The organism is Pseudomonas sp. Mn2068, assembly GCF_049319725.1.
GTDB classification, from domain to species: domain Bacteria; phylum Pseudomonadota; class Gammaproteobacteria; order Pseudomonadales; family Pseudomonadaceae; genus Aquipseudomonas; species Aquipseudomonas gingeri.
In genome coordinates this window covers 144,631-158,136 of sequence record NZ_JBMOUG010000008.1, presented here as the reverse complement: position 1 = coordinate 158,136, position 13,506 = coordinate 144,631, and the positions used below count along the sequence as shown (strand labels likewise).

Genomic DNA, 13,506 nt, shown 5'->3' with positions numbered 1-13,506 from the left:
GGGCCCGGACACTGGTCGCGGCACGTTCAGCGCTGTTCGCTCTGAGGCGTGACCCGCAGCACTTCCTCGATGGTGGTCAGCCCCGCCGCGACCTTCTGCGCGCCGGACAGGCGCAAGCTGCGCATGCCTTCCATGAACGCCTGGCGGCGCACCGCCAGCAGGTCGGTATCGGCATGGATCAGCGCCTTCACGCTGTCGCTGAGCAACATGATCTCGTAGACCCCGGCTCGCCCGCGATAACCGGTATCGCGGCACTCCAGGCAGCCGATGGCGCGCTGCGCGCCGGTGGGCAGCGGTGCCTGCCAGGGCCGGGTCAGGGTCTGCCAGTCTTCCTCGGACAGGCTCTGCGGTGCCTTGCAGTGTGGGCACAGGGTGCGCACCAGGCGCTGGGCCATGACGCCGAGCACCGTGGCCTTGATCAGGTAATGCGGTACACCCAGTTCCAGCAAACGGCTGATGGCGCTCGGCGCGTCGTTGGTGTGTAGGGTCGAGAGCACCAGGTGCCCGGTCAGCGCCGCCTGGATCGCCATCTCGGCGGTTTCCAGATCGCGGATCTCGCCGATCATGATGATGTCCGGGTCCTGGCGCATCAGGGCGCGTACGCCGCTGGCGAAGGTCAGGTCGATATTGTGCTGGACCTGCATCTGGTTGAAGGCCGGCTCGACCATCTCGATCGGGTCTTCGATGGTGCAGAGGTTGACCTCCGGAGTCGCCAGCTTTTTCAGCGTGGTGTACAGCGTGGTGGTCTTGCCCGAGCCGGTGGGCCCGGTCACCAGGATGATGCCGTTGGGCTGGCGGGTCATGTCCTGCCAGCGGCGCAGGTCTTCGGCGGAGAAGCCGAGCTGGTCGAAATCCTTGAGCAGCACTTCCGGATCGAAGATGCGCATGACCATCTTCTCGCCGAACGCGGTCGGCAGGGTCGACAGGCGCAATTCCACTTCGCCGCCGTCCGGGGTCTTGGTCTTGATCCGGCCGTCCTGGGGTTTGCGTTTTTCCGCGACATTCATCCGACCCAGGCTCTTGAGGCGGCTGACAATCGCCATGGTCACCTGGGGCGGGAACTGGTAGACGTTGTGCAGTACACCGTCGATGCGAAAACGCACCGTGCCCTGCTCGCGCCGCGGCTCGATATGGATATCGCTGGCCCGTTGCTGGAACGCGTACTGGAACAGCCAGTCGACGATATTGACGATATGCGCGTCGTTGGCGTCCGGTTCCTGGTCGCTGGCGCCGAGGTTCAGCAGTTGCTCGAAGTTGCCCAGGTTATGGCCTTTCTGGTCGACCATGTTGGCGCCGCTAACCGACTTCGCCAGGCGGAAGAATTCCACGGTGTAGCGCTGGATATCCACCGGGTTGGCCACCACCCGCTTGATCGGCAGCTTGAGCACATGGCTCAGGTCGGCTTCCCAGGCCTTTACGTGGGGCTGGGCGCTGGCGATGGTCACGCCGTCGTGATCCACCGCGACGGCGAGGATCTTGTGGCGCTGGGCAAAGGCATAGGACATCAGCGGCATGATCGCGGCGACGTTGATTTTCAGCGGATCGATGCGCAGGTACGGCTGGCCGACCTGTTGCGCCAGCCACAAAGTCAGGTTCTCGAGCTCCAGCGGCTTGCCGGGGCGGCTCTGGTCGGGCAGGTGCTGGCTGGCGATGAATTCCAGCGGATGCAACTGGCTGTTCTGCGCGTTGCGCCGGATGGTCAGGGCGTGCTCGGCCGAGTCCTGGCTGATAAAACCCTGGGCGACCAGTTCGCGCAGCAGCTCGTTGAGATCCAGCCAGCGGTCCTGGGAGAGTGGGGCGACGGGCATGCGGGCTCCTATTCAGGCGGTCTTGCAACCATTGATTCAGACGTAGTCCCTGTCTGACCCTGGATTGCAAAGAATAGTCGCGAGGCTGCCTGACGTTTGGTCCGATACCAAGACAAAGATTGCTATTTTTTTCAGCGGGGGCCCGGCCGGCATCCCGGCCTGCCCGCGCAGAGGTTCTGAGCACCGCCAGAAGCTGCGCTGGCCAGCCAGGCTCATGCAGGTTGCGAGGTTACAGGCGCAGCAAGGTCTTCCAGGCACGGCTCTGGAACACCGTCAGCGCCTGCTGCACCCGCGCTTCCAGGACTTCTTCGCTGATATCCAGTTCCGCCAGTTGGGCCAGCTTGTTCAGTTCGCCGAACAGGCGATCCAGGTCCGGCAGGTCCAGCACGCCACGGGCCAGGTGCAGCCAGGCCTGGATCCGCTCGATGCGCGGCAGTTGCTCGGCGAGATCTTCCGGTTGCTGCTGGTAGCGTCCCAGTTGCAACGAAGTGGCTTCCTCGGCCAGCAGGCGTGGCAGCCAGTTCTGCAACTGCGCCGCGCCCTGGCGGTTGCCGCGGGTGGTACGGTCGGCCGCCCAGCTACGGGCCAGCAACCAGCGCGAGGTGTTCAGGGAGAACAGGCCCCAGCGCACGTCTTCCAGCTCCTCGAGGAACTGTTCCGGCGCGGCCTTGCGCACGTCTTCGTCTTCCGCACCGGCGTTGAGCAACGGACGCCAGTCTTCCAGCAGCGCATCCAGGGCACTGCGCAGCTCGCTGGTCGCCTGCCGTGGCGCGGCCTGGCCGAGGCTGCCGACCAGGGCGCGCAATTCGATCAGTTGCGCGACCCAATCCTGCAGCAGGCGCCAGTGGCCGTTGAAGCGGTATTGCTCGGCCAGTCGCTGGCTGCTGCCGAGCAAATGCCAGGCCAGGGCGGCGAAGGCGTCGTCCAGCGGCATCTCGGCGGTCAGTTGCGGGGCCGGCAGGCTCAGGGAGTAGCTGTTGGCGTCGAACAGGCGATAGCCGCGCTCGGCCTTGCTGATGTCGCAGGGCATCAGTGCCAGCTTCGCGGCCAGCTCGGCAGCCAGTTCCAGCAGGGCGGCCGGCTCGCCTTCGCGCAATTCCAGTTCCAGCTCGCAGATTTCTTCCTTCTGCTTGCCGGCGACAACGAAGCCCAGGTCCAGAGCGGCTTCGATCACCACCTTGGACTTGCCGCGCCCCCAGGCGATTTCTGCCCGTTCGCGGACGAAATCGGTGGTGAAGATCGGCTTCAGGGTCTTCTTGTCCAGCTCGGCCAGTGCTACTGGCCAGCATTCGCCGTCGAGCTTCTTCACATCGAGCTTGGCCTTGGGCAGGTGCCAGTCGTACTCGTTGCGTTCCGACAGCCCGGCGACGCTCTGGCCACGGGTCTTGAGGGTTTGGATCACTTCTTCGCCGTCACGGCGCAGGCGCAGGGCGACCTTGGCCTTGGCCAGGTCGCGTTCGGGGGTGTCGAAATACTGATTCGTCAGCTCGCGACGTTCCCAGCCACTTTTGTTGCGCTTCTTCAAAAGCGGGTGCTCGCGCAAGGCGGCGAGGGTTTCGCGGCTGACGCGGAGTTTGATTTCGGTTTCTTTCTGCATGGCCGGAAAATCCAGGATCGGGAGCGCAGCCGGGGAAAAGGGTGGCTGCCTAGGCCGTGCAGTGTACAGGACAAGCGGGTCGCACGCGTCGCGGCGGTTTATTCCGGGCGTTGGATGGCTCTATGATGGGGCATCGCCCGGATGCCGATCGATTTCGAAATCCACGCGATCCTTGCAGGAGTCCGGCTTGCCGGCGATGAGGCCGTCATGCCATGCGTTGTCCTTGAGGACGTCATCGCCGGCGAGCCGGGCTCCCACAGGATGGCGTGAGGCCTGGAGGCGTGCAGCAGGGGCCGTCCTGTGAACAAGGAGCAAGTGTATGCTTTTGCCGTCGATGAAAGATCAATTCGCTGCCCTGATCGCAGTTCCCTCCGTCAGTTGTACCCAGCCGAACCTGGACCAGAGCAACCGGCCGGTGATCGACCTGCTGGCGGGATGGCTCGGCGACCTGGGCTTCAGCTGCGATATCCAGCCGGTCAGCCCCGGAAAATTCAATCTGCTGGCCAGCTTCGGCAGCGGTCCCGGCGGGCTGGTGCTGGCCGGGCACAGCGATACCGTGCCGTTCGACGAGGCGCTGTGGCAGACCGACCCGCTGAAACTGACCGAGGTCGACGGCCGCTGGGTCGGCCTGGGCAGTTGCGACATGAAGGGCTTTTTTGCCCTGGCCATCGAGGCGGTCAAGCCGTTGCTCGACCAGCCGTTCAAGCAGCCGTTGCTGATCCTGGCCACCTGCGACGAAGAAAGCTCGATGTCCGGTGCCCGCGCGCTGGCCGAGGCCGGGCGGCCGCTGGGGCGCGCGGCGGTGATCGGCGAGCCGACCGGGCTCAAGCCGATCCGCCTGCACAAGGGCGTGATGATGGAGCGCATCGAAATCCTCGGGCGCAGTGGCCATTCGTCGGATCCAAGCCTGGGGCACAGCGCCCTTGAAGCCATGCACGATGCGATCGGCGAGCTCAAGGGCCTGCGCTGGCAGTGGCAGCGCGAGTACAACAACCCGCAGTTCAGCGTGCCGCAGCCGACCCTGAACTTCGGCTGTATCCATGGCGGCGACAACCCCAACCGCATCTGCGGCCAATGTTCCCTGGAGTTCGACCTGCGGCCGCTGCCTGGCATGGACCCGGGCGTGCTGCGTGCGGCGATCCGCGCCAAGCTCGAACCCCTGGCGGAACTGCACCAGGTCCGGATCGACTATGCGCCGTTGTTCCCCGAGGTGCCGCCCTTCGAACAGGTGGCGGATGCCGAACTGGTGCGCATCGCCGAAAAACTCACCGGCCATCGTGCACAAGCAGTGGCGTTCGGCACCGAAGCGCCTTATCTTCAGCGCCTTGGCTGCGAGACCCTGGTACTCGGCCCTGGCGATATCGCGTGTGCGCATCAACCGGGGGAATACCTCGAAATGTCACGTTTGCAGCCTACCGTGGCGTTACTGCGTGAACTGATTGAACATTATTGCTTGAGCCCGGCCCCGACCTTGCGTTAAATGCCAGGCCAGACCATCCGTTACCGATTAAGGAGAGCCCGCGTGTCGCCAAGCCTGTTCCGACGATAACCAACAGCCCGTTGTGCGTTTTCATGTTGCACCCACTTTTTATTGGCTGTTTTTTATACAGGTTCAGGTCATGCCCGAATACGTAAACTGGCTTCGCCATGCGTCTCCCTATATCAACGCCCACCGCGATTGCACCTTTGTCGTCATGCTGCCCGGTGACGGGGTCGAGCACCCCAACTTCGGCAATATCGTCCATGACCTGGTGCTGCTCCACAGCCTGGGCGTGCGCCTGGTGCTGGTCCACGGTTCGCGCCCGCAGATCGAAAGCCGCCTGGCGGCCCGTGGCCTGACCCCGCATTACCATCACGGCATGCGCATTACCGATGCCGCCACCCTGGAATGCGTGATCGACGCGGTCGGCTATCTGCGGATCGCCATTGAAGCGCGCCTGTCCATGGACATGGCCGCCTCGCCGATGCAGGGTTCGCGGTTGCGGGTCGCCAGCGGCAACCTGGTGACGGCGCGGCCGATCGGTGTGCTGGAAGGGGTCGACTATCACCACACCGGCGAGGTGCGCCGGGTCGACCGCCGGGGCATCAACCGCCTGCTGGACGAGCGCTCCATCGTGCTGCTGTCGCCGCTGGGCTACTCGCCCACCGGGGAAATCTTCAATCTCGCCTGCGAAGACGTCGCGACCCGCGCCGCCATCGACCTGGGGGCGGAAAAACTCCTGTTGTTCGGCGCCGATCACGGCCTGATCGATGAACATGGTCGTCTGGTCCGCGAGTTGCGCCCACAGCAGGTGCCGGCGCACCTGCAGCGCCTGGGCAGCGATTACCAGGCCGAGTTGCTCGACGCGGCGGCCGAAGCCTGCCGTGGCGGCGTGGCTCGCAGCCATATCGTCAGTTATGCTGAAGACGGCGCGCTGTTGACCGAACTGTTCACCCGCGACGGTGGCGGTACGCTGGTGGCCCAGGAGCAATTCGAGCTGGTGCGCGAAGCGGCGATCGAAGACGTCGGCGGCCTGCTCGACCTGATCAGTCCGCTGGAAGAACAGGGCATCCTGGTGCGGCGTTCGCGGGAAGTGCTGGAGCGCGAGATCGAGCAGTTCAGCGTGGTCGAGCGTGAAGGGATGATCATCGCCTGTGCGGCGCTGTACCAGATCGCCGATTCGGATGCCGGTGAGCTGGCATGCCTGGCGGTGAACCCGGAGTACCGTCATGGCGGGCGCGGGGACGAACTGCTGGAGCGTATCGAGACTCGGGCCCGGGCCCAGGGCCTGAAGACCCTGTTTGTCCTGACGACCCGTACCGCCCACTGGTTCCGTGAGCGCGGGTTTGTGCCGAGCAGCGTCGAGCGCCTGCCGAGCGCGCGGGCGTCGTTGTACAACTACCAGCGTAATTCGAAGATCTTCGAAAAGGCCCTCTGAGCTTCAGAGCCAGTTGGGTCTGCGGGGCTTTGGAGCGCTCCAGGGCCTCTTCGCTGGCAAGCCAGCTCCTACAAGGATGCGGGGTCGGCCACGGATGTGTGGCCGACTGAAGTCTCTGTGGGAGCCGGCTTGCCGGCGAAGGCGTCAGTACAGGCGCCGCCTCAGTTGCTGATCGACAGGATGCTCGCCTGGTACGACCCGACAAACACGTCGAAATCACCCACTTCGTTCTGCTCCAGCTCCAGTTGCTGGACAAGCGACTGGCGCGCGCTTTCTTCGAAGGCGGCCTGTTCGTCCTTGGCCAGCGGCTGGCTGCGGAAGTACTTGGCATGGGCCAGGCTCTGGCGCATGGAGAACTGGGCAAAGCTTTCCTTGTGCTGGGTCATGCTCGCCAGCACCTGGGCCGACGGCGTCAGGGACGAATCGCGGACCTTCGCCATTTGCTCGTCCAGGGACTTGCTGTGACCATCGCCGCCATGGCTGCGGTCGAGCAACGCCGACAACGGAGCAATCTGCTCGAGCAATTCGGCGGCCCATTCCTTCATGTCCACCGCCTGGCCCCGACGCTGCAATTGCAGGCCCGGACGCCGGCCTTCCTTCACCACGGTGAGGAAGTTCGAAGTGGCATGGTTGCACTCGTTGCTTTCGAACAGCGGGCTGTCGTTCAGCGCGCAATACAGCAGGAACGCATCGAGGAAGCGCGCCTCGGTCAGGTCGATGCCGGTCGGCAGGAACGGGTTGATGTCCAGGCAGCGCGCCTCGACATACTGCACGCCACGGGCCATCAGCGCCTGGATAGGCCGCTCGCCGGTGTAGGTCACGCGTTTCGGGCGGATGTTGGAGTAATACTCGTTTTCGATCTGCAGGATGTTGGTGTTGAGCTGGACCCACTCACCGTCCTTGTGCGTGCCGATCTCGACATATGGCGCGTAGGGCGTCGCCACCGCCTTGCGCAGGCTGTCGGTGTAGCTGCTCAGGTCGTTGTAGCACGGCGTCAGGCCGGCCTGGGCGTTGCTCTGGTAACCCAGGTCGCTCATGCGCAGGCTGGTGGCGTAGGGCAGGTACAGCGTGTCGGCGTCGAACTGTTCCAGCGAATGCGAGCGACCGCGCAGGAAGCCCGCGTCCAGGGCCGGCGAAGCACCGAACAGGTACATCAGCAGCCAGCTGTAGCGGCGGAAGTTACGGATCAGCGCGATATAGGCCAGCGACTGGTAGTCGCGGTCCGTGCCGACAAAACCTTCGGCCTGCTTGAGCACCGGCCAGAGTTTTTCCGGCAGCGAGAAGTTGTAGTGGATTCCGGCAATGCACTGCATGGTCTTGCCGTAGCGCAGGGCCAGGCCCTGGCGGTACACATACTTGAGCTTGCCGATATTCGAGGTGCCGTAGTAGGCGATCGGAATATCTTCCTCGGCTGGCAGCGGGCAGGGCATCGACGGGCTCCACAGGTACTCGTTGCCGAGCTTGCTGTAGGCAAAGCGATGGATCTTGTCCAGGCTTTGCAGGGTGTCGGCCGGGTCGGGCAGGGCCGGAGTGATGAACTCCAGCAGCGACTCGGAGTAGTCCGTGGTGATTTGCTCGTTGGTCAGTGCGGCACCCAGTTCTTCCGGATGCGGTGTCTGCGCCAGGCGGGCTTCGCCGGTGACGCGCAGGCATTCGCGCTCGATGCCGTGCAGGCACTCTTCGAGCAGGGAGAGGTGGGCGCGCTCGCCGAGCAGAGCCAGGCGGCGGTTGAGAAGTTCGCTCAAGTTGGATTCCTTCACGCGTCAGTCGCCCCAATATGGGGGTGGGCAAGACGGTCTACAAGGGTGAAGTTGAGAACTGGCGTTGTCGCCTGGTAAATGTCAGAAAACGCCGATACTTCGTCCCTGAGTCGGATGTGATGCCGACGGAAAATTCCGACACCGCATTCGCAGTGCCGAAATTAACCCAAATCGAGACGGGACAGCTAGAGAACAGCGAACGTGCCTTGTGCTTTCGCGACAAGTTTGTCGCCCTGGCGCACTTCGGCCTCGACCACCAGGGTGCGGCGCCCGGGGTGGATGACGGTGGCGATGCACAGCACATCGCCTTCGGCCACCGCCCGCATGTAGTTGATCTTGCACTCGATGGTCACGCTGCGCTGGTCGAAGCCATGGGTCGCCGAACAGGCCAGGCCCATGGTGATATCCACCAGGCTGAACAGCGCGCCGCCATGCAACACGTTGCCGCGATTGCGCAGTTGCGGAGTCAGCGACAGGGCCACCTCCGCAACGCCGCTGTCGAGGCGTTGCAGGCGGCAGCCGATCAGCTCGCTGAAGGCGCTCTGGGTAAGGCCGTCAGGGATTTCCATCAGCGTTTCTTCAGCTGCTTGGCGTTGGCGAACAGCGAGGCCATGGCATTGTTGCTCGGTGCCGGTGCCACGGTTTCCTTGCGCGGGGCGTTGTTCTGCGACTGGCGCGGGGCCGAGCCCGGACGCGAGCCGCGGGCGCCGTCGATCTTCTCGCCCGGGGTATCGCTCATGCGCATCGACAGGCCGACGCGTTTGCGCGGGATGTCGACTTCCATGACTTTCACCTTGACCACGTCACCGGCCTTCACTGCTTCACGCGGGTCCTTGATGAACTTCTCGGACAGCGCCGAAATGTGCACCAGGCCGTCCTGGTGGACGCCGATATCGACGAAGGCACCGAAGTTGGTCACGTTGGTCACCACGCCTTCGAGGATCATCCCCAGTTCGAGGTCCTTGAGGTCCTCGACACCGTCCTGGAACTCGGCGGTCTTGAACTCGGGACGTGGGTCGCGACCCGGTTTCTCCAGTTCCTGGAGGATATCGGTGACGGTCGGCAGGCCGAAGGTCTCGTCGGTGTACTTTTTCGGGTCCAGGCGCTTGAGGAAGCTGGCGTCGCCGATCAGCGAGCGGATATCACGGTCGGTTTCGGCGGCGATGCGCTGTACCAGCGGATAGGCTTCCGGGTGCACGGCGGACGAGTCCAGCGGGTTGTCGCCGTTCATCACACGAAGGAAGCCGGCGGCCTGCTCGAAGGTCTTTTCGCCCAGGCGCGCGACTTTCTTCAGGGCGGCGCGGGTCTTGAAGGCACCGTTCTCGTCGCGATGGTTGACGATGTTCTGCGCCAGGGTGGTGTTCAGGCCGGAGATCCGTGCCAGCAGCGCCACCGAGGCGGTATTCACGTCGACGCCGACGGCGTTCACGCAGTCTTCCACCACCGCGTCCAGGCCGCGCGCCAGTTTCAACTGCGACACGTCGTGCTGGTACTGGCCGACACCGATGGATTTCGGATCGATCTTCACCAGTTCGGCCAGCGGGTCCTGCAGGCGGCGGGCGATGGACACCGCGCCCCGGATCGATACGTCGAGGTCCGGGAACTCCTTGGACGCCAGCTCCGAGGCCGAGTACACCGAGGCGCCGGCCTCGGAGACCATGACCTTGGTCATTTTCATGGCCGGGTATTTCTTGATCAGTTCGGCGGCCAGCTTGTCGGTTTCACGGCTGGCGGTGCCGTTGCCGATGGCGATCAGGTCCACCGAGTGCTTGGCGCACAGCGCGGCGAGGACGGCCAGGGTCTGGTCCCACTTGTTGTGCGGCACGTGCGGGTAGACCGTGGCGTGGTCCAGCAGCTTGCCGGTGGCGTCCACCACCGCGACCTTGCAGCCGGTACGCAGGCCCGGGTCCAGACCCAGGGTCGCGCGCGGGCCGGCCGGGGCGGCCAGCAGCAGGTCATGCAGGTTGTGGGCGAACACGTTGATCGCCTCGGTTTCCGCGCCGTCGCGCAACTCGCCCAGCAGGTCGGTTTCCAGGTGGGTGTAGAGCTTGACCTTCCAGGTCCAGCGCACCACTTCGCCGAGCCATTTGTCGGCAGGGCGGTTCTGGTTCTGGATGCCGAACTGCTGGCCGATCATGCCTTCGCACGGATGCATGGTGCCGGGCAGTTCGTCGCCGACTTTCAGTGCCGAGCTGAGGATGCCTTCGTTGCGGCCACGGAAAATCGCCAGGGCGCGGTGCGACGGCATGCTCTTGAGCGGTTCGTCGTGTTCGAAGTAGTCGCGGAACTTGGCGCCTTCTTCTTCCTTGCCGGCGATCACGCGGGCACTGAGGGTGGCTTCCTGCTTGAGGTAGTTGCGCAGCTTGTCCAGCAGGCTGGCGTCTTCGGCGAAGCGCTCCATCAGGATGTACTTGGCGCCTTCGAGGGCCGCCTTGGTGTCGGCGACGCCTTTTTCCGCGTTGACGAAGCGCGCGGCTTCGCTTTCCGGGGTCAGCGACGGATCGTTGAACAGGCCGTCCGCCAGCTCGCCGAGACCGGCTTCCAGGGCGATCTGGCCCTTGGTGCGGCGCTTCTGCTTATAAGGCAGGTACAAGTCTTCGAGGCGGGTCTTGGTGTCGGCGAGCTTGATGTCGCGAGCGAGTTCCGGGGTCAGCTTGCCCTGCTCCTCGATGCTGGCGAGGATGCTGATGCGCCGCTCGTCGAGTTCTCGCAGGTAGCGCAGGCGCTCTTCCAGGTGCCGCAGCTGGGTGTCATCCAGGCTGCCGGTCACTTCCTTACGGTAGCGCGCGATGAAAGGTACGGTAGAACCTTCATCCAGTAGAGCGACGGCCGCTTCGACCTGTTGTGGGCGTACGCCGAGTTCTTCGGCGATGCGGCTGTTGATGCTGTCCATAAAACCACCTGACAAAGTGTGAAATCAGGCACGCCGGGCCTTTGGGCCTGTCGGGCGAGCCTGGTTTGGGATCAAAAGGCGCACCTTGTGACCCGTGAAATCAGCACATTGCTGTGAGCCTTTGAAAAAAAGATGGCATCGAACAGCAATGATCAGACGTTGCCTGACGCAGAAGGCGGGGCATTATAACCAGCGTTCCGGGCTTGGGGGGATTGTGCGCGTGTAGGCATAAAACAGCGTTTGCTGGTAGTCGAGGAAAAATCTGCTAACAATGCACAGGATACGTATAACGGTCGCTGGCCCCATAATGCGCGCCGAGATCAAAGGAGCAACCCATGAGCAGCACTGCACAAACTGCTGAAGGCGAAAAAATTCTCATCGTGGATGACGATCCGGGGCTGAGCAGCCTGCTGGAACGTTTTTTCACCAGCAAGGGCTATCGTGCCCGCGCGGTGGCCAACACCGAGCAAATGGACCGTCTGCTGGCGCGTGAAGTGTTCAATCTGGTGGTCCTCGACCTGATGCTGCCTGGCGAAGACGGCCTGACGGCCTGCCGTCGCCTGCGCGCGGCGAACAACCAGGTGCCGATCATCATGCTGACCGCCAAGGGCGACGAGCTGAGCCGGATCAAGGGCCTGGAACTGGGCGCCGACGATTACCTGGCCAAGCCGTTCAACCCCGACGAACTGATGGCGCGGGTCAAGGCCGTGCTGCGGCGTCAGGCGGCTCCGGTTCCGGGCGCTCCGGGCAGCGAAGACGAGAGCGTCACCTTCGGCGACTACGAGCTGTCCCTCGCCACCCGCGAACTCAAGCGCGGCGACGAAGTGCACATGCTCACCACCGGCGAATTCGCCGTGCTCAAGGCCCTGGTGATGCATGCCCGCGAACCGCTGACCCGCGACAAGCTGATGAACCTGGCCCGTGGGCGGGAATGGGATGCGCTGGAGCGTTCCATCGATGTGCAGATTTCCCGCCTGCGTCGCATGATCGAACCGGACCCGTCGAAGCCGCGCTATATCCAGACCGTCTGGGGCGTGGGTTATGTGTTCGTGCCGGATGGCGCTGCAACCAAGTGACCGGTGATTTGTAGGAGCGGGTTGCCCGGGTGTGCGAAAGCCGCCCGGGCAAGTCGCGATCCACAATTGTGCGAGCCCGCCTGCTCGCTCCTGCAAAGTATGTAGCGGCTGTCTATGAAAACCCCTCTCTGGTTTCCCCAAAGTTTCTTCTCGCGCACCCTTTGGCTGGTGCTCATCGTGGTGTTGTTCTCCAAGGCACTGACCCTGGTCTACCTGCTGATGAACGAGGACGTCCTGGTGGATCGCCAGTACAGCCACGGCGTGGCCCTGACCCTGCGGGCCTACTGGGCCGCGGATGAAGACGACCGCGACAAGATCGCCGATGCGGCCGGCCTGATCCGCGTGGTCAGTGGTGGCGTGCCGGAAGGCGAGCAGCACTGGCCCTACAGTGAAATCTACCAGCGCCAGATGCAGGCCGAGCTGGGTGCCGATACCGAGGTCCGCCTGCGCATGCATGCGCCGCCGGCCTTGTGGGTGCGGGCGCCGAGCCTGGGCGCGGGCTGGTTGAAGGTGCCGCTGTATCCGCATCCGCTACGCGGGCAGAAGATCTGGAGTGTGCTGGGCTGGTTCCTGGCCATCGGCCTGCTGTCCACGGCATCGGCGTGGATCTTCGTCAGCCAGCTCAACCAGCCGTTGAAGCGCCTGGTCTTTGCCGCGCGGCAACTGGGCCAGGGTCGCAGCGTGCGCCTGCCGATCAGTGACACCCCGAGCGAAATGACCGAGGTATACAGCGCCTTCAACCAGATGGCCGAGGACGTCGAGCAGGCGGGGCGCGAACGGGAGCTGATGCTGGCCGGGGTTTCCCACGACCTGCGCACGCCGCTGACGCGCTTGCGCCTGTCCCTGGAGCTGATGGGCGACCACAGCGACCTCAGCGAAGACATGGTGCGGGATATCGAGGACATGGACGCCATTCTCGACCAGTTCCTCGCATTCATCCGCGACGGCCGCGACGAGTCGGTGGAAGAAGTGGACCTCAGCGACCTCGTGCGCGAGGTGGTGATGCCCTACAACCAGAACGAAGAGCGGGTGCGCATGCGCCTGCAGCCGATCCAGCCGTTCCCCCTGCGGCGGGTATCGATGAAGCGGCTGCTGAACAACCTGATCGGCAACGCCCTCAACCATGCCGGAGAGGGCGTGGAAGTGGCGGCCTATGTGTCGGGAGATACCAGTGCGCCCTACGTGGTCCTGAGTGTCATGGACCGTGGCGCGGGTATCGATCCGGCCGAACTGGAAGGAATCTTCAACCCCTTCACCCGGGGCGACAAGGCCCGTGGCGGCAAGGGCACCGGCCTGGGCCTGGCGATCGTCAAGCGGATCGCCTCGATGCATGGCGGCAATGTCGAACTGCGCAACCGCTCCGGTGGGGGCCTGGAAGCGCGGGTTCGTCTGCCGTTGGGCCTGATGCTGCCGCGCGACGCGGTCTAGCCGGCCTTGGCCGGATAGCCGTGCAG

9 protein-coding genes are annotated in these 13,506 nt (G+C 64.1%); 4 read left to right on the top strand and 5 right to left on the bottom strand.

The features are described from left to right. Positions 1-26 precede the first annotated feature (26 nt). Both ACL9RJ_RS19615 and ACL9RJ_RS19610 read right to left on the bottom strand, forming a co-directional pair. The gene (locus ACL9RJ_RS19615) at positions 27-1,808 is read right to left on the bottom strand and encodes a GspE/PulE family protein (protein WP_103032769.1); all 1,782 of its coding nucleotides are present in this window, start codon (positions 1,806-1,808) and stop codon (positions 27-29) included. A 229-nt stretch (positions 1,809-2,037) separates the two neighbouring features. Next, positions 2,038-3,405: an inorganic triphosphatase gene (locus ACL9RJ_RS19610; RefSeq protein WP_017125411.1), complete on the bottom strand. Its 1,368-nt coding sequence runs from the start codon at positions 3,403-3,405 to the stop codon at positions 2,038-2,040. Between the two features lie 319 nt (positions 3,406-3,724). Between ACL9RJ_RS19610 and argE the strand changes: the two genes are divergently transcribed. Both argE and argA read left to right on the top strand, forming a co-directional pair. Further along, entirely contained in the window at positions 3,725-4,885 is a 1,161-nt protein-coding gene (argE, locus tag ACL9RJ_RS19605; RefSeq protein WP_103032768.1) for an acetylornithine deacetylase, read from the top strand. 139 nt (positions 4,886-5,024) lie between these two features. After that, positions 5,025-6,323, top strand: coding sequence for an amino-acid N-acetyltransferase (argA, locus tag ACL9RJ_RS19600; RefSeq protein WP_017125408.1), 1,299 nt, complete (start codon positions 5,025-5,027; stop codon positions 6,321-6,323). Between the two features lie 161 nt (positions 6,324-6,484). On the opposite strand, the gene gshA is transcribed toward argA, so the two are convergent. The 3 genes from gshA to ACL9RJ_RS19585 all read right to left on the bottom strand — a co-directional run bounded on the left by gshA (position 6,485) and on the right by ACL9RJ_RS19585 (position 10,976). Further along, entirely contained in the window at positions 6,485-8,068 is a 1,584-nt protein-coding gene (gene gshA / locus ACL9RJ_RS19595; protein WP_422765571.1) for a glutamate--cysteine ligase, read from the bottom strand. Positions 8,069-8,268: 200 nt separating this feature from the next. Beyond that, positions 8,269-8,652: a PaaI family thioesterase gene (locus ACL9RJ_RS19590; RefSeq protein WP_017125406.1), complete on the bottom strand. Its 384-nt coding sequence runs from the start codon at positions 8,650-8,652 to the stop codon at positions 8,269-8,271. Then, entirely contained in the window at positions 8,652-10,976 is a 2,325-nt protein-coding gene (locus tag ACL9RJ_RS19585) for a Tex family protein (RefSeq protein ID WP_017125405.1), read from the bottom strand. Before ACL9RJ_RS19585 ends, ACL9RJ_RS19590 begins: the two co-directional genes overlap by 1 nt. Before the next feature lie 335 nt (positions 10,977-11,311). On the opposite strand from ACL9RJ_RS19585, the gene ompR reads away from it, so the two are divergent. Both ompR and ACL9RJ_RS19575 read left to right on the top strand, forming a co-directional pair. Beyond that, the gene (ompR, locus tag ACL9RJ_RS19580) at positions 11,312-12,052 is read left to right on the top strand and encodes a two-component system response regulator OmpR (RefSeq protein WP_017125404.1); all 741 of its coding nucleotides are present in this window, start codon (positions 11,312-11,314) and stop codon (positions 12,050-12,052) included. Positions 12,053-12,166: 114 nt separating this feature from the next. After that, positions 12,167-13,480: an ATP-binding protein gene (locus tag ACL9RJ_RS19575; RefSeq protein ID WP_177055827.1), complete on the top strand. Its 1,314-nt coding sequence runs from the start codon at positions 12,167-12,169 to the stop codon at positions 13,478-13,480. The last annotated feature ends 26 nt before the right edge of the window (positions 13,481-13,506 follow it).